11 protein-coding genes, 2 tRNA genes and 1 pseudogene are annotated in these 17,091 nt (G+C 41.2%); 8 read left to right on the top strand and 6 right to left on the bottom strand.

The features are described 5' to 3' along the window. The 5 genes and pseudogenes from R7Z78_RS12035 to mutY all read right to left on the bottom strand — a co-directional run. Positions 1–76: transfer RNA gene (locus R7Z78_RS12035), tRNA-Thr, on the bottom strand. Between the two features lie 66 nt (positions 77–142). Next, positions 143–218 (bottom strand) — tRNA-Phe (locus R7Z78_RS12030). 100 nt (positions 219–318) lie between these two features. Then, the gene (mltC, locus tag R7Z78_RS12025; RefSeq protein WP_005381001.1) at positions 319–1,458 is read right to left on the bottom strand and encodes a membrane-bound lytic murein transglycosylase MltC; all 1,140 of its coding nucleotides are present in this window, start codon (positions 1,456–1,458) and stop codon (positions 319–321) included. Between the two features lie 77 nt (positions 1,459–1,535). Next, on the bottom strand, positions 1,536–1,808 hold the full coding sequence (locus tag R7Z78_RS12020; protein WP_005381002.1) for an oxidative damage protection protein: 273 nt from the start codon (positions 1,806–1,808) through the stop codon (positions 1,536–1,538). 19 nt (positions 1,809–1,827) lie between these two features. Next, positions 1,828–2,808 (bottom strand): annotated as a pseudogene (mutY, locus tag R7Z78_RS12015) (A/G-specific adenine glycosylase); the annotation flags it as partial. Between the two features lie 432 nt (positions 2,809–3,240). On the opposite strand from mutY, the gene R7Z78_RS12010 reads away from it, so the two are divergent. From R7Z78_RS12010 to R7Z78_RS11980, 7 genes are all read left to right on the top strand, one after another. Further along, complete coding sequence (locus tag R7Z78_RS12010; RefSeq protein ID WP_104975623.1) at positions 3,241–4,368, top strand: DUF262 domain-containing protein; 1,128 nt, start codon at positions 3,241–3,243, stop codon at positions 4,366–4,368. Then, on the top strand, positions 4,361–5,470 hold the full coding sequence (locus R7Z78_RS12005; protein WP_104975622.1) for an AAA family ATPase: 1,110 nt from the start codon (positions 4,361–4,363) through the stop codon (positions 5,468–5,470). Before R7Z78_RS12010 ends, R7Z78_RS12005 begins: the two co-directional genes overlap by 8 nt. Then, a complete protein-coding gene (locus R7Z78_RS12000; RefSeq protein ID WP_104975621.1) occupies positions 5,467–6,444 on the top strand; it encodes a hypothetical protein in 978 nt (325 codons plus the stop codon). The genes R7Z78_RS12005 and R7Z78_RS12000 overlap by 4 nt, the downstream gene beginning before the upstream one ends. Positions 6,445–7,014: 570 nt before the next feature. Further along, a complete protein-coding gene (locus tag R7Z78_RS11995; RefSeq protein ID WP_104975620.1) occupies positions 7,015–8,157 on the top strand; it encodes a tyrosine-type recombinase/integrase in 1,143 nt (380 codons plus the stop codon). Beyond that, positions 8,150–9,889 (top strand): hypothetical protein, encoded by a 1,740-nt coding sequence (locus tag R7Z78_RS11990; RefSeq protein ID WP_104975619.1) that lies wholly within the window; start codon positions 8,150–8,152, stop codon positions 9,887–9,889. The genes R7Z78_RS11995 and R7Z78_RS11990 overlap by 8 nt, the downstream gene beginning before the upstream one ends. 5 nt (positions 9,890–9,894) lie before the next feature. Further along, a complete protein-coding gene (locus R7Z78_RS11985) occupies positions 9,895–11,835 on the top strand; it encodes a site-specific integrase (protein ID WP_104975618.1) in 1,941 nt (646 codons plus the stop codon). Beyond that, positions 11,828–12,517, top strand: coding sequence for a hypothetical protein (locus R7Z78_RS11980; protein ID WP_104975617.1), 690 nt, complete (start codon positions 11,828–11,830; stop codon positions 12,515–12,517). The genes R7Z78_RS11985 and R7Z78_RS11980 overlap by 8 nt, the downstream gene beginning before the upstream one ends. 403 nt (positions 12,518–12,920) lie before the next feature. Here R7Z78_RS11980 and R7Z78_RS11975 read toward each other — a convergent pair whose 3' ends face one another. Beyond that, on the bottom strand, positions 12,921–14,327 hold the full coding sequence (locus tag R7Z78_RS11975; RefSeq protein WP_225452455.1) for an SIR2 family protein: 1,407 nt from the start codon (positions 14,325–14,327) through the stop codon (positions 12,921–12,923). Between the two features lie 1,296 nt (positions 14,328–15,623). On the opposite strand from R7Z78_RS11975, the gene R7Z78_RS11970 reads away from it, so the two are divergent. Then, the gene (locus tag R7Z78_RS11970; RefSeq protein ID WP_225452454.1) at positions 15,624–17,069 is read left to right on the top strand and encodes a hypothetical protein; all 1,446 of its coding nucleotides are present in this window, start codon (positions 15,624–15,626) and stop codon (positions 17,067–17,069) included. Positions 17,070–17,091: the final 22 nt, after the last annotated feature.

The following is a 17,091-nucleotide window of genomic DNA, read 5'->3' as shown; positions in this document are numbered from 1 at the left end:
TGGTGCCGACTACCGGAATCGAACTGGTGACCTACTGATTACAAGTCAGTTGCTCTACCTACTGAGCTAAGTCGGCACACTTTATTCTTTGTGCTTTTGTCCGTGTTATAACATTTCGTTAAGACACCAACAAATCAAATTGTGGTGCCCGGAGGCGGAATCGAACCACCGACACGAGGATTTTCAATCCTCTGCTCTACCGACTGAGCTATCCGGGCAACGGAGCGCTATTAAACGGATTTTCCCGCGTTGCGTCAACCACTTTTTTTAAATAATTTCAAAAAAGTGGTTGTTCGAACGCTTTTTATTCAACTGTCACTACAAAGTTTGCTTCGAGTTAAATTCCTTTTTGAAATTTGTAACTTTTTCTAGGTAGCGACGCGCTTCTGCGTTCGGGTGTTTCTTGGTTAACGCCCAATAAACTTGGTTGGGTTGCAATGAATTAAGATCTTGCATTGCGCGTTTGCGATCACTGCGATGAAATGTGTTTAAAACTCCTCCAGTACCGCCATTGTAAGCTGAAATCATGCTGTACTCGAGAGAGGTAGGGTGGCGGACTTCTCTTAAATAACGATTTTTTAAGATATAGAAATACGCAGTACCAGTATCTATGTTGTTTTCTGGATTAAACAAATATTCAGGGCTTGGTTGGCCCGAGCGCTTTTTCACGAGTTTGAACACATCTCGTCCCGCTGTTTTAGGTACAACTTGCATTAGGCCATATGCATTTGCCCAACTTACCGCGTATGGGTTGAAACTGCTCTCGGTTTTAATAATGGCGTATATCAAGTCTTCTGGAATGTCGTATTTCTTGGAAGCTCGACGCACGATATCGGCGTATTGGTAGCTGCGAGTTGAAAAGTGGTCTTCAACCATGGGAATTTCGACGTAATACGCTTTCTTGAAATCTACATTTTTGGTTTTTATTTTATTTGCGATGAGGTATTCCGCAAATCGGTTTGCCCGCCAAGACCATTGAATTGGCTTATTGTCTTGGTCGACAACTTGTTTATACAGGAATGGTTGCCCCTCTAACGTGATACCTTTAGAGGAGAATAAGTCGACGTGAGCGGGATCGTCTGGTGTTAATAAGGTGGTGACAATCGCGTCTTTTAGGTGTTTTTGGGGCTCGGTCGGTGATACGGTCTCTATCGTGATCACGCCTTTGCGAAAGTCGACCTCGGCGCGGCTAAGGTAGTTATCGATGTACTTAACGTAATTACTCTTGCCTGCGTACTTGATTTCTTTTTTTCCCCAGCGCTTTTGAATATTGCCTGAAAAGCTATTGATTAAGGCATCTAGCGCCGCAGTATCTTTTTCAAATTGTCCTGGTAGCTCAGCTAAGTTATTGGCAAAACGGTTTGTTGGCTCGTAGTTGACGTCATAAATCTTTTCGACGAATTCACGGCTACAGCCTGCCATTAAAAGTGCGGCAGCAATAAAGACAATTTTTTTCATAAGTATCAGAGTTATTGAAGGTAATAGAAAAATGACACCACAAATGGTTGTGATGTCATTGTTTAACTCAAGCGACTTTATTCGCTCGGCGGTGTGTAACCTTCGATATGAACGTCTTTTCCTTCAAAGAGGAAATTTACCATTTCTGTTTCGATCAGTTTGCGGTGTTCTGGATCCATCATGTTGAGTTTCTTCTCGTTGATCAACATGGTTTGTTTGTGTTGCCACTGAGCCCACGCTTCTTTCGAGATGTTGTCGAAAATGCGTTTACCTAGTTCACCAGGGTAAAGTTGAAAGTCTAGACCTTCGCCTTCTTTCTTTAGTCGAGCACAAAATACAGTGCGGCTCATAATGACTCCTTGTATTCAATTAACGAAGTTCGTGGGGTAGCGTTTCCAGCAATAGTTTTACTGGCGCGGCTAAACCGACTTCTTCAGGTTTAGATAAGTTATACCAAAGACCTTTGTTGCCTTCCATTATCACGTCCGGTTGCTTTGATAAATCAATCAAAATTGGCGTGATATCTAGGTGGTAATGGCTGAATGTATGACGAAAGGTAATCAGTGTTTGCTTCTGTTTGATATTGCTGGCTTGAATGCCGCGTTGATCCAGTAGCAATTCAATGTCGCTTTCTGCATCCACATGTTCGGTTTGTGGGAAGCAGAATAAGCCACCCCAAATGCCTGTTTGTGGTCTTTGCTCCAACCACACCTCATGACCATTTTCGGTGTTGTGGTGAAGCATCACGAAACGAGTTTGCTTGATTGGTTTATCTTTCTTCGGTTTTTTGCCCGGGTAGTCGAGCACATTACCTTGTTGCTTTGCCACACACAGATCAGCAACAGGGCAGAGGCTACATTTGGGTTTGCTGCGAGTGCAGACCATTGCGCCCATGTCCATCATTGCCTGGTTATACTTATCTACATCCGTTTGTGGGGTATGCGTTTCGGCAATTTCCCACAGCTGGTTTTCAACCTTTTTTTGTCCTGGCCATCCTGCAACTGCGAAACAGCGGGATAGGGTGCGCTTCACGTTACCATCAAGAATCGCGTGTGGTTGTTTATACACAGACGATAAAATGGCGGCAGCGGTAGAGCGACCAATCCCCGGTAGGGCGTTCATTTTCTCTATATCAAGAGGAAACTCACCATTGTATGTAGAGGCGACCTCTTGTGCTGCTTTGTGAAGGTTACGGGCTCGGGCGTAATACCCTAAGCCAGTCCAAAGGTGTAGGACTTCATCTTGCTCAGCATTGGCAAGATCGATCACGGTTGGAAAGCGCTCCAAGAAACGTTGGTAATACGGAATAACCGTAGTGACCTGAGTTTGCTGAAGCATAATTTCAGTAATCACGATTTAAGTGGTACTTCTATTTTTAATAATATAAATCATAATCTTACTGTTCTCTAATCCTGCAAGTGGTACTTCTATCTTAACATTAGATTTATTTATGCGATATGTGTTGATGTAAGGAGTTAACTGTTAATGAGACTTTGAAAAGATAAGATGTTGTAAGTGAACGGAGTTAGGGAGTGTTGTATCCAAAAGCAATTGAATCTATTATTTGGAGTGACCAAGCATACGCCCCTTGGTCTTTAAATATGAGGCATACTTTGTGTGTGGGTCCGCGCAGCACTGGTCACAGTCAGTTCGTAAGGAACAAAGGTGGCGTCAAGATGGCAGCGGCTTCTTCAACGTGCAGTTGTAAAATGCTCAATGGAGTCCTTTCGGGCTCCATTTCTATTATTGTGTGCCAGACAATATTAATTTAAGGGGAAGCACATGTCTGATTATCAAGAAACTGAACTTGATGAAGAGTTGATTGCTCCAGGTAAGGAAGAAGACGAGCCGGAACTGCTTGATGAGGTGATGTACCCATTTAATCCGACAGATATTGATATCGTCGTTGAACCAAAGTCGTTGGATGCTTTAATCAAGCGAATTAAGCACAATGAAATTGACATGAATACTGATTTTCAGCGACATGCGGAGTTGTGGGATAATCGTAAGATGAGTCGTTTAATCGAATCCATTTTGATTCGGTTCCCTCTACCGGCTTTCTACTTTGATGCTTCCGATGAAAACAATTGGTTAATTGTTGATGGTTTACAGCGTTTATCGACGATTCGTAAGTTTGTGTTAGATAAGAAACTCCGCCTTAACGGGCTAGAATTCTTAACTGAACTAAATGGTAAAACATTCGATAAGTTACATCGCCAATATCAGCGCCGTATTGAAGAGTGCCCTGTTACTGTATACATGATCAAACCGGGTACGCCGGATGATGTTAAGTATTCAGTATTTCGTCGAATCAATACGGGCGGCCTAACTCTGAATAATCAAGAGATCCGCAATGCACTCGCTAAGCCACGAGATCGCGAGTTATTGGAAGAATTGGCGAATTCAGAGTATTCCAAAGCCATGTTAGGTGATCTTTCTAAGCGTATGAAGGATCAGGAACTGGTATTGCGATTCTGGGCATTCTATCGTTTTGAATATCTTGATCCTAAAAACAAAAAGGAAATTGCTTCGTTTTTAGATAAAGCCATGGAAGACATCAAGAAAGGAGATGATGCCTATCGTGCAGATTTTAAAATTAGGTATTCAACTGCGATTAAGCGCTGTTACTCCCTTTTAGGGGAAAAAGGATTTGAAAAAAATCCTAAATCAAGAAGGCGGTCAAAAAATGCAACTTTATTTGAAGTCTGGATGGTTATATTGGCGAAAGTAACTGAAATCGACTTCAGTTACTTGGTTGGTAAGCAAGCTAAATTTCAAGAAAAAGCACAATATTTATTGGAAGATTCTGAATTTATTAATGCTATTAGTTATTCCACTCAGCGCAAAGAGCATGTTGAAATACGCTATGAAAAGGTCAATGCTTTGATTAAGGAGTTACTGAATGATTGAGTTCATTAATATTCAGAATTTTAAAACCTTACTGAATGCTAGCTTTCCACTAGGGAACCTGAATTTGTTCTCAGGTCTTAATGGCATGGGAAAATCGACTCTGATGCAAAGCTTGTTGCTTTTAAGACAGTCTTACGAACGCAATACCCTCAAAACCAAGGGCCTGCTGTTAAATGGTGATTACGTCAATATCGGTACGGGTAAAGACGCGCTTTCCAGTTTTAGTGAACAAGAAGAGATAGTTTTCATCGTTAAGTGGGGCGAGAAAGAGCAGCCAACACGGTTTGAGTTTGACTATCAACATGACTCAGATCTTTTACCACTACGCAAGTCGGGTATTGACGGTGATTCTGAATCCTTGAGTTTATTCAACTCTAATTTTCAGTACCTGTGTGCCGACAGATTAGGCCCACAAAGTCATCACCAGTTGTCTGAGTTTCATATTCGTGATTTAAAATCGCTTGGCCATCATGGTGAGTTTGCGGTTCACTTTATCGCCGTTAATGGCGCTAAATACTTGGAAATAGAAGCGTTACGCCATCCAAAGGCTGTTTCAGGGACTCTACTTGCCAATATTGAAGCATGGATGTCGGATATTACACCCGGGTTAAAAATCAAAGCAGTGGCGCAGCCTCAGTTTAATTCGGCGAGCCTGAGTTACTCTTTCAACCAAGGTAAAGAAACAACCGAAGAGTTTAAGCCTCAGAATGTGGGATTTGGCCTAAGTTATGTACTACCTGTCGTGACCAGTATTTTAAGTGCGGCAAAAGGTGATTTGCTGATTATTGAAAACCCAGAGTCACACTTACACCCGGCTGGGCAATCATTAATGGGTAAGCTATGTGCCATTGCTGCCAATAATGGCGTGCAATTAATCGTTGAATCTCATTCTGACCATTTCCTCAACGGTATTCGGGTTGCGGTGAAGCAGAAAGTAGTTGCGGCTGCAGATGTAAAAGTCTTTTTCTTGCAGCGAGATGTTCATAACTCTATTCATGCCTCAGAAGTCATGTACCCCAATATTGATGACGAGGGACGAATAGACTGCTGGCCGGAAGGATTCTTTGACCAATGGGATAAGGAGCTGGATCAGCTGTTATGAGCAATGGAATTGTGTTGAACCATCACTCTTTGCCGTTTGCCAGCAAAGAGGATGCAGATAATGGATTATTGGCTTTCTTTACCGTGCTTAAAGTTTGTCGAACTGCTGGTCTAAAAATCTTGCTGGTCGATGACGATCAAGATAAGTCACTGATGGGGTTGGAACTGGCTAACGGCTACTTTGTGCGCAATTGGTTTGCCTCTGCAAGCAAGGTTGCGGAGCTTGCGGATTGGTGCCGATTTCTTAAATCTCTTGAAACGAAACAGCCGCTCTTTGAAACCGTTGATATAGAAAGTGTTGATGATACGGTGGAAGTTGGTTTGCCGGAAGAGGGTTCAGGTAAGCAAGTGCTATTAGCCGCGTTTTATTTTGAGACTTTTCTTGCCAGTTTCACGGCTCTGGCTGCCTGGGCAAATAGCCATATTAAAGTATGGGTTTTCGAGCTGGATGCAACACCAGAACAAAGGGGTGAAACGCTTTTAAATCTGAGTGATTCTGTGAGCTTAGGTGTGCATGGTGATGAGCTCAAACAACGTCGTAATGCGTTGTTAAAGACCGCTAAGGATATCTGGTTGAAAAGAGCGGATTTGTTTCCTCATATCACTTTGTTGCCAAATCAAATTGGTACAAGTCTTCAAGGTTGGTCTGCTAGGCAAGATGTCTTGCTCAAGGCGCGTGATGCGCTAAATGTGCTGGAGTCGTTTAGTGATAAATGGCTTGCAGATGAGTATGTTGAATATCGCCATGAGTACTTAAGAGACTTGGGCCTGGCCGCTGAAGTTAGCGGTGAATCGGACAGTGTAAATAATGATCCCAAAAAGAAGAAAGAGCGCATGTTTTGGTTAGATGATGGGCGGCATGTCTATTGTGAGAACCATGTAAAACTACCTGATGGGTACCGCCTACATTTTTATGCTGACTCAGCAAATAAGCGGATATATGTGGCGTATTTAGGGCCACATTTAACTTTATGAATTTAATTAAAAAAATAAGCCAACTCTGTATGGCTCTGCCTTGCGTGTATGCTGACAGTCATGCACGTTGATATGATGAGTATTATCAACTACCAGTCTAAAAGCTTAGAAATCTCATATACATGGTACGGATAAGTTTGACAGATTTTTTCTAGTTCAATTAACCTATCTTTATGATTATTGTCCAATTCTGTTCTAATCTGGGGCTCGATAATGAAATCGTAGGGTACTACCTCAACCTAACAACACAATCTTAAAAATATGTGAACTATGCCCATGTTTTTCATCTGGTTCTAACGCTCTATTTTATCTTCGAAGTAGTTAAATCATTCTCCCTTCTTAAACGGATGCAGACACAATTCTGATGTTATTGACTGCAAGGTCTTCTGCTGATGTCTTAAATCGATCGTGGGAAATGCGACGTTATCCCTCCATTTTTCTTATTCTCATAACACACAACATTCATCGCGCAAGCCCCTTAAAAACAGCGTAATTTGTTGTTTTTAAGGGGCTTGCGCGTTTGTCGAATCATGTTTTCATCAAACTTCATTTTGAATGGAGAGTTGAAATTTGAAAGTAACCTACGAAAGCATGGCAACGAATATGGAAGTAGTGACAATCACACATCTTCCTGTTTTTTGGGATCACTCAGGAAGAATTATGCCGGCTGAAACGGCCTATTTAAGGGATAAAATTGAATCTGGCTTTTGGTCGTCTGTACACACTGTTCGATCAAATACGAATAGCATTGCGCAGTTTTCCTCATTTTTAGAAGATCAGGAGATTCCCCTCAAAGATGTTCAAATCAAACACCTTGTTCAGTGGCGAAACAGTTTAGCTACTAAATTTGGATATGAACGGGTATCCAATCGAACGCTCAACGTGCGTTTACGTGCCATTGTGGGATTTATTGAATGGGCACTATCCCATAATTATATCCAAGATAGTTTTTGGGGGGGGCGCGTTGAAAAATTAATTCGTACAGGCCAACTGAATTTTAATCAAAAACAGCAAGCTCAGCGAATTCGTAGTATTCGACTGTTACTAACAGAATCTACCTGTCGGGATCCGTTACCGACTATGGAAGATATTGAGCGTTTTTCCAAAAAATTGCCTAAATCATTTCGACCTATGATGGCGTTGATGTTAGGAACGGGAATGCGAATTAGTGAAGTGTTGTCTGCGCCAATGTCTGCATTCCCGTCGTATGCCTCAGTTCTAAAAGACCCAAACCGGATGTATAGCATCCGTCTCGATAGTCGAGTGATGTACATTAAAAACGATAAGACCCGAACGGTGTTTATCCCAGGGCGTTTGTTTTTGACGATTTATGATCAAGTCAGCCCATCGTTGTATGCAGGTAATCAATCACTATTTTTTACTAATGAAAATCATCAAGCTTGGACGCCATCGACCATACAAAAGTCATTTAAAAGAGCGTCGAATCTCGCTGGGTTACGGTACTCCATTACACCTCATACTCTGAGGCATGTATTTGCAACAGGGACACTTGAGCAATGGCAGGAGTCTGGCTTTTCTTCCGAAATGGCCTGCTTAATCTGGTTGCAGAAGCAACTGGGGCACAGTCATGTATCAACAACTGCAAACATATATATCAACATGACCAGCGAGCTGCATGCACATGACCACAACGTGCTTCAACAATATGAACAAGAGCTCAGCGCTATGATGACGGAGGTGACCGATGAGTAACCCATCTCAAAGCAATAACCTTTTGTACTTCAAAGCACCGCTAATGTGGACTTTTTCAGATCCAGTACATGGCAATTATCATTTTGATGTGAACGCGAGAATCACAGAATATCCGCATTTGAAGACCATTATTTTGCAATTAAATGAGGGTTTGTATGGCTTACATTGCAAAGGTTTTGCGTTGAAATCTCTTGGACAATACCGCCGAGCGATTGATATGTTTTTGCTTTACTTAAACACAGAAAATACCGTCGATGATATTGCCGATTGTGATTATGAATTCTTGCTCAGTTATTTAAAGTGGTTTCAATTGAGACCGCTTCAAGAGGGAGAAAGAAAAGGTAAACGTCGTAAGTCTATTGGTATTGCTCGATTGGTCCCTAAATTGTTGGTCAGTATTGCGGAGTTGCAACCCGACAGCGTACATGTTGATGTACTGCTTGGTCATTTACCTTCGGTTTCTGGTATTCCCAGTTCCCCCAGAGAACCTTACTCAAAGCGTGAGTTTCGTCAAATCCTCAAAGCATGTAAATCGATTGTTGAATTGGATAAAAAAGGGGAGTGGCAGGGGGCGGATTCTGTCGTCCTCGGCGCAGCTGCGGTGTTGATGTCGATTTACACGTTGGCGAATAAGTCGGACATTTTAAGGTTGCAAGTAGATTCCATGTACCCTCACCCTCATGATCCCGAGCGTCGCGTCTGTTTTGCTTTTTACAAACCACGGGCAAAACATCGAACCATCATTAAAGATTTCTCTAATATTGATGAACGTGAACTAGAAATGTTCGCAGAATCTCGTTTGTTTCATATGAGTGCAAAAGGTTTATTTGATTACCTTAAAGATCGGTCAGATAAATACCGTGATCAGGCTTCTGACAATATCCGAAATTCTATTTGGCTATATGCCATTCGCTCTCAAGGTAAGGAAGAACGTTTAACTTCACTGAAAGCGGGGTACTTGGAGAGTAGTCGTAATAAAAACCAAAATGCAGCTTACCCATTGGATGTAATCGCTACTCGATATGATTTGAGAGATGACCAAGGACAAGCGTTGAAAATTCGATTATCTCGATTGAGGCCGACGTGTGTCCAGATTTTACGCCGCTATGGTTCTGTAGCGAGTGTGTCTCGTATTTTGGGACACACACTAAATTTTGGTATGAGGTATTCGCCTACAACTGAACGGCATTATTTAAATGCGAGTCCAGAACAGAAAGCGCGGATAAGCCTATTGCTCAGTCGCCTTCATGACTATTCAGTATCGGGTGAGGTTGAAACATGGATTCAATATGAGCAGCAAAACGTGCTGACAGACGCTCAGAAAGATGAGTTGGATTTGTTGCAAAGTGATTCTCGTTTCAAAACGCATGTCGCGAGCTGTAATAACCCGAAAAACAAGGAACAATCGCTGTCTTCTGGACCTCATTGTCTAGATTTTATGCAATGTTTGCTTTGTCCACACATGGTGATTTTAGAAACTGATTTATGGCGATTATTCTCATTTCAACGGGCGTTACGCCATGATTTTGAATCAGGAAGAATTCCCTCAACTTCGTGGATGAAACGCTATGGGATATACTTAAAAATCTTAGAAGAGGATATTCCCCATGCATTTCGTCATCGTCCGTTAGTTGTAAAAAAAGCGAAAGAAAGAGCGGAACAAACACCGTATCCGTTATGGAGCCTGAATGATCAATCCTATCTGACTCAGATGCTGTTGATGGTGGAATAAAAAGCATGAATAGAAAAAAAGAATTAGTGGATGATTTAGCGGTAAGTCATGTTGAGGAAACTCGTTCAACTCAAACTATCACAGTACAAAAAATAAAATATGCAACGTTGCAAGAAAAATTAGGGTTATCGATTGGGTTATATGATGGCTATGACCTAGGGCGTTACGGTGCTGACACGTGGCTACTCCAACATTTTAGTGGAAATGCAAATATTCCACGATCTACAAAAAATCTTTCATTTACAAAGGAATGTGAAACTCGAAGTGTTAAGTGTTCAACTCGTCAACACGGCTATAGCGTAGATGAGGCTACCCGAGATTGTCTGTGGCTACGATTCTCTGATGGGATCTCGGCCAATACTCTGAAAGGAGAATTAAAAGCATGGAAAGTATTCACTCAGTGGTGGGTGAATACTTTCCGTAGAATGGCATTTGAAGATTGGCTTCAATCACCTTCAGGGCTAGATCAATATCTTCAGTGGATAAAGAAAGACTTTCGTCCGGGCCGTGAAAACTCGTATGTAAGCAAGGAAACTCAAATACTCAGGCTCTCGCCAATTTACCAGTTATATCATTATCGGCATTTGTTAAAAGTAGGATTTAGTTATCCTCCCTTTAGAGGGCTAAAAGGTGAAGCGGTCGTCGGTAAAATGAAGAAGCGTAACCAAATACAGGTGATTGAGGAGGATAAATGGAAAGCATTAATTCAGGCTGCATGGGCTCGTATTGATTTATCTGAATATCCGATCCAAACCTATGTTGACTATTGGACAACTAAACAATCTGAATTTGTTGCATTACCCACTAGAGATGGAAAAAATCCGTCAACATCCACGGTGACCAATAGAAAGAAAGCCTTCCTTTTGACTAAAGGATATGAGACTTATACTGAACTCGAATTGGACATTATTTTATTCGAAGGTGCTGCGATAATTCTGATTCTGGCACTGACCGGCATGCGGCAAAGCGAATTATCAGGTCTATCGATGGATTGTTTCCAAGAGAAGAAAACCGAGTTTCTTTCGACGAATTATGGTTCAAGCTTCCTTCGAGGAGAAACCTATAAGTATTCGTATTTGCCAGAAGGACAACATCATATATGGTTAGTCCCTCAAGAGATAAATGCAGTCATTGAACGAGTCAATCAGTTGAATCAGCATCGTCGAGAGAAAAACCAGCGACTTTTGTCAAGTGCTAACGATAATTCTGTTCCATTGGTCATCAGTGAAGCAATAAAAGCATCAAATGGTTTGTTCTTGTCTCCTGGTATCAATGCTAAGCACCACTATTCATTACAATTGGTAGGCACAACTATTAATCGAAGAATTACTCGTTTTATTGAGTATTCAGAGATCGAAACTGCAGAAAAAATTACCCCTCATCGATTTCGTCGCACGTTGGCTCGTTTTGTAGCGTTATCCCCTTTAGGAAGTGTGGAGGCGTTGCGCGAGCAATTCGGGCATCTTACTGCGGATATCACGCAGTACTACATGCAAGGAGGTGATGATGAGCTGTTAAATTGGATTGCTGAGGATCAGAGTGAGTTTCAAAAATCTGTCATGGATATGCAGGTGGAGAGTTCTCGTCCAAAGCATGGCGGCTTAGGGGAGTTGATGGCAAATGAACAATATGCAGCACGAGATTTTAAAACGGCGAAAAATCTAAAAACGCTTCAGAAGCAGATTGGTACTGGAATGGAGGTGCAGTTAAATGCGCATTCAGTTTCCATTCGGCCGATTGATAAAGGTGCTTGTTCAAATAATTGTCGCCTTAATCGAATCCAGTGTATTTCGTGTGAGAACTGCGTCATTACAACTGCGCAATTACCATTTTGGGAGGATCAACTCCAAATGATGGAAGCGTGTGAAAAAGAAGGGATCGTTCAAGGCCTTGATAAAGTTCGTGAGCTCGTTCATCAATTGAAAGAAGAAGTACTGTATGGCTAGTCACGACTTTGTCGAGAGAGTCAAAGAGGCTTTACATGCATTAGATGACATTCGCCCTGAGGATGTATTGTCAGGGCGACAAAAAATGATGTCGTTACGGTTGTTTTCTCAGACGTTCGACATTAGTCGAACGTCGCTAGGCAATCATCGTGATGTAGGCCAGATGGTTTCGAAAGCCATTGCTCGTTGGAATGATGTGCATGTATTAGTTCATACCACTTTGAAAGAGTCTAAACCTCAAAATAAGAAAGACAAACTTCAGAAGACAATTGATGAACAACTAATTGAAATTCAAAACCTGCGCCGAGCACAGATCGATGAATGGCAAGAAAAGCGTCAGTTTGAACAAGAGCTAAAAGAGGCGCTTTCAAAGTTAGAACAATTAAAAAATGTCGGGCGATTCCCGTCTATCGTTGAGGGGTTTACAGCTCACTACGCAAATTCAACGCCACTCTGGTTTCAATTTGAAGTATTACGACTGTATGGAGCAGAACATGAACCTGTGATGCGCAATGTCGAAGAACTAAAAAATCGTTATGGCCCGGTGTTACCTGGCGGAGTAGAAGCCTTTTACTCACTGCTCGTGCGACCCGAGCCCAACTTTCATGGGCGAACAATGATTGAATCATTGAAGGCTAGTTCTGAGGATGTTGAGCGTTTATTGAAAATGCGTAGTGCTTGAAGTGGAAGTCCAAGCAAGATCGGGTTTTATAATCTCTTGTTGAAATTGAACTATTCTATTGCTCGAAACACCATGTCGTTTATCAAATCACCCTAAATGATTTTTGCCCCAAGATGTGTTTAGAGCGCAAGAAGCCGTCATGAGATTTATTTGTGAAACAAGCTGTTTCCCAATTGTCCAACAGGTTGTTGGACAAACTCTAGTAACCAATTATGCAAGAGGGTCTTGCACAATTGCGAAACAGGTTGTTTCGTAAATCACCTCTGCTCCAACCCGCTTCTGATCTCGTCGCTTCGGCAATAGAACTAACTAATGCCCCGAAATGAGTTTCGCCAAGTTGTACTCAACGGGGCAACTTCACAAGTTTTCACCAGCTTTCGTAATCTGAAAGTGGCAACCGCTATCAGCCCTTACCATATTTAACTAAGTCATACGTGCAAAGAATTGCTCGGTAATTAGTATTATCTTTGTCGTCGATTTCTCTCAGATAAGCTTCTACTTCTTCTAACGCTAAGTCTCCATTGTACGTAGACCATGCAATTGCATAATATTGATTCGTTGCTGAAATACACTCATCAGCTTCAATCGCTGCGATTGAAGTATGCCCTACCTTCGCACAACTAGGACACCTATTCATAAGCCCTTCTATCTTCTCAACTTGTTGTGCTTTCAACCTCTCAGCACACTCCAAAGATGGACAAATCTCACTGAACGCGAAAATCGGGAAATATTGACTTACCTGAATGCGATGCTTGTCGATCAATTCTAGAAGCTGTGAGTTACTTTCTTCCACGATGTCAAAATAGTTCGACATCATCTCACTTGTGGTTTGGAAGCTATAGGTAATCGTCTTTACCGAACCAATAGCGATAATCTTATCGCTGTTGTTGATTGAGTCTAAGTCCTCAGTAATATTTACCTTGATGTCGCCACCCGCATAAATCTCTTTAACAATGTTCTGAACCTTACGTACATCCATCGCGGACACAGGCAGTGATAGGTTAGCGAGAGCATCATAAATTGCGGTGAAATTGTTAGTTTTAATTTTATTGATGCGAATGGTGGCAAAACCTTGCATGTCAATATCATGCTCTCCAGTTTCCACTGATTCTGAATCTGGGTCGTACTCTACTAGCAGAAAGTTGTTTCTGATTTTCTCCGCTTCTGGTGATTTTTTCTCAACATAAGTAAAAACTGTTTTGAGAATACTCTTTATATTCTCATCACCGATGTTATAGCCAAGAAATACTATTGGGTTGTGTATGAACATAGACAGGAGCTGAGCTCGTATCAGCTCGAACTTCTTGTCAAAATTCGCGTAGTCTTCTTGTGTAATGATGATTTTCGACGCATCAGTGACACATCCATGAATTTTGTATACTGAGCCATAAGGGTTACTCAGTAGAATATCATTACCAATCAAGGGCTTAAATTGAAAAATGTCCTCAATCAGAGTGTCATAATTAGTGGTCACGATAGAACTGATGTTCTTACGCGCCTTCTTGAAGCTCTTTAGCTCCTCAGACATTTCGCCTCGATAGACTAAGTTGGATAACAACTCTGCAATGTAGATTTTGAATCGGCTGGTGTTGACATTTAGTTTCATATTTTCGAAGTAAATATCATTTATCGCTTTGAACTTGCCATCCCTATCTTCTTTCAAGGTTTGATTGAAAGCAGACTCTACTTTTTCAGCAATCTCATCGTACGCAAACTTTCCATCGTAACAACACTCGCCTTTTACGTTATAAAAGAACTCATTATCCCCTGTCAGCTCAACAGAGATTTTTTCTAGGAGACCATCCCACATAAGAGTCACTGCTAATTCTCATGCTACTCATGTAGATTTGCCATAGCAACTCTTATGCATGCGATCATTTAAATGTGGAATAAATCCTTACTAAAAACTGAAAGTATGAATTTTACTTTTATATCAGCTATATAGAGGCTTGTGGCGCCAGTTTTTGACCTTTTTACTCCTATTTCGACCTCAGAATCTTATAGATTTATTCCACATTTACTTGTAACACCGTCCGTGTTGACCGGTTATCGTTATTGCAGAGTAGAAATGTGGAATGAAAATATGAATTTCTCATTTCAGTCCGTTTTCAGTGTGATTTTTCCTTGTTGCACGAGCAAACAAAATCTTTCGTAATCATTCTGGTAAACATAAATAGGGTATGGTGCCGATGATCCAGCCAAATAAGCTTCAAAAGCATTCTGCAAGGAGGGGGGAAGCTCTCGTAGGGTCTACAACGAACGGTGAATGGGACATTTGGCAGAGTAAATGGAGTGAGTGCAGGCAGTGGTTGCTTGTTTTGTGTGGTCATGATTTTAAGCTCTTGTGCTGCTTCAAGCGTATGGCTCCCAGAAGGGTAATATGCTTCATGGAGGAAAGCTTCAAACTTTTATTCCACATCTTTTTCAAAATATGAATAGCGCAGTTATACACCGAAGTGGAATAAAGTATGGACAGAAATTTTATATGACGAACTTAGCTGCTGAGCCTTATTCCCCACTGTATATTGATTTAGCCACCTGTAATGGCAAACTGAATTTGGCCAACTAAATGGAGATGTATTGTGCTCATACAAAGCTGCGAAGAAGGGCGTCTTTGCCATACCTAAATTATTTTAGGGTCAGCTAAATTAGTAAAGTTACTGGCAAGGTTTTGTCCAACGGCTTGCTGACGGGGTAGATCATCGTAACGCAGAACTGCCCCATTGTGATTTAGTATCATGACTTTAGGCTTAGTGTGACACACGCCGATTGACCAAATTTTAGTAATTCGGCAAAGTTAATAAATAATCAAGTGAAGCGAGCTTGCACGCAGCCACCGCCAGTCAGCTTCAAGTGATGAACAAATATTCCCAATGTTGACGGATTACGGCTAGTTCAGACACAAGGAAGCCAAATAGCTAATCATCATGCTAACCTCTTACGTAATTTGCTTCCCACAAAACAAGCCACGGTGTCAGTGCCTTTGCGTTATGATCATTTTTGTGCCTGAAATAAAATAATGAAACCTATAAAAGCCAAATATACTGAAATTGTCTTACTCCTAGCCAGATACATTCCTTGGGTATTTCCTAAGTGGCTTCGCTTTATGGCAAAGAGCTACTCTCGAAAAGAGCAAGAATCGATCCGGCATCTATATGAAAAAGAGGATCGAATTAAATCAGCCAGTCTTTTTGATGGAAGCTTCAAGTGGAAAGCTATAAGCGTAGTTGTAAAGGTTGAGCATGATGATTTGGACTCGATTCGCCGATGGCTAAAGTCCAATGCATCTCCTGGTGATTACAACCCTGAGAGAGATGATTCCGTCTTTGAAAACAAATATGACCATGGGGGCGGGTTCAGAAATTTGGGTTGGATTCATTTTCACAGAGAAACCAGGCTGACTTCGCTATTGAGAATGGAGGTAGAAACAGAGTTTTGTGATTCTTGTTACGTGTCTCTGTCCAAGTACTCATATGGAATTAATTACTTGTCCCTATATTTCTTTCTGAAGGAGTCAGCAACAGGAATGGTATCCAACGTTGACGTTAGCGAGGTAAGTAGATACGACGCCTTTGCTTCCGTAAATCCATTTTCACAGCAATTTAGAGTTATTCAACATCATAACAAACGAAACCTAGTTGAAGATCTTATAAATGAGAATATAAATAAGGTTTGCAGCGATGTGGTCAGTATGGCTAAAAAAGTACTTAGACTATGGCGAATAACTAAGGATGAATCAAAGTTAACGTTAATTGCAGATATCTATCGAGATACTAATGAGCCTTATTTTGTTGAAGTTGATGAATGCGAGGATGATCGCCATGTTCACGTTTGTCCGCGAAGTTTTAAATTTTTAGATGAAAAAATAAGTAGTGATAGTTCAGAGCACTTCATAACAAGTAACATTGTAGAGAAGAACGATCTAGATGCTGTGTTTATAAAGAGCAAAAACATAGAAGAGTTTGACCAGTTTGATAATTTTGCTCGGAATGGGTTGACTCTATACGACTCACACATATTTATCTCAATGTTTATTGATGTAGCGAGACAACACGTAGAGATTTCGGAGTACGCTAATTCAGCATTGTTGAAGAACTCTAACAAGGTTGAAACAAACTATGACATACTTTTTGAATCTACCAACAGGCTAGAATCATTAAGGGAAAATATTCTGGCGATTCAGAAAGAGATTCCTCATGGCTGTAGAGAGCCTTACTCGGATAGCGCAAAAAGAATTGCAAAGTATAGGCTTAAGCTCGCTGATAAATTAAAAGCATCTATAGATCGGAGGGTGTACGGGCTAAATAGTGAAATGCAGGTTCAAAATCTTCGTTTCAATAGGGCATATTCATTGCTTGTTGGGGTTTTGATTATAGTTCAGATTTTACTGGCGGTACTAACGATTGACTGGGGTAACTTAGACGAAAGATTTAATTCGAGCTTTCTTAAGCGTGAGGACTTTGTTCTGAAACAAAACTCAACGGAGACGGACGAACATAGCAAAGTACCACAGTCGACCACTAATGCGTCGGAGTTTGTCGTTAAGCCATAGAAAATTTAATCTGAAACTAACA

The organism is Vibrio sp. 1167, from assembly GCF_033340375.1.
GTDB classification, from domain to species: Bacteria; Pseudomonadota; Gammaproteobacteria; order Enterobacterales; family Vibrionaceae; genus Vibrio; species Vibrio alginolyticus.
The sequence above is the reverse complement of the archived record's forward strand: the minus strand, read 5'-3'. Positions and strand labels throughout refer to the sequence as shown.

Coding starts and splice junctions, on each gene's coding strand:
- mltC (WP_005381001.1), bottom strand. CDS start 1,458: ATGAAAAAAATTGTCTTTATTGCTGCCGCACTTTTAATGGCAGGCTGT.
- R7Z78_RS12020 (WP_005381002.1), bottom strand. CDS start 1,808: ATGAGCCGCACTGTATTTTGTGCTCGACTAAAGAAAGAAGGCGAAGGT.
- R7Z78_RS12010 (WP_104975623.1), top strand. CDS start 3,241: ATGTCTGATTATCAAGAAACTGAACTTGATGAAGAGTTGATTGCTCCA.
- R7Z78_RS12005 (WP_104975622.1), top strand. CDS start 4,361: ATGATTGAGTTCATTAATATTCAGAATTTTAAAACCTTACTGAATGCT.
- R7Z78_RS12000 (WP_104975621.1), top strand. CDS start 5,467: ATGAGCAATGGAATTGTGTTGAACCATCACTCTTTGCCGTTTGCCAGC.
- R7Z78_RS11990 (WP_104975619.1), top strand. CDS start 8,150: ATGAGTAACCCATCTCAAAGCAATAACCTTTTGTACTTCAAAGCACCG.
- R7Z78_RS11985 (WP_104975618.1), top strand. CDS start 9,895: ATGAATAGAAAAAAAGAATTAGTGGATGATTTAGCGGTAAGTCATGTT.
- R7Z78_RS11980 (WP_104975617.1), top strand. CDS start 11,828: ATGGCTAGTCACGACTTTGTCGAGAGAGTCAAAGAGGCTTTACATGCA.
- R7Z78_RS11975 (WP_225452455.1), bottom strand. CDS start 14,327: ATGTGGGATGGTCTCCTAGAAAAAATCTCTGTTGAGCTGACAGGGGAT.
- R7Z78_RS11970 (WP_225452454.1), top strand. CDS start 15,624: ATGGCAAAGAGCTACTCTCGAAAAGAGCAAGAATCGATCCGGCATCTA.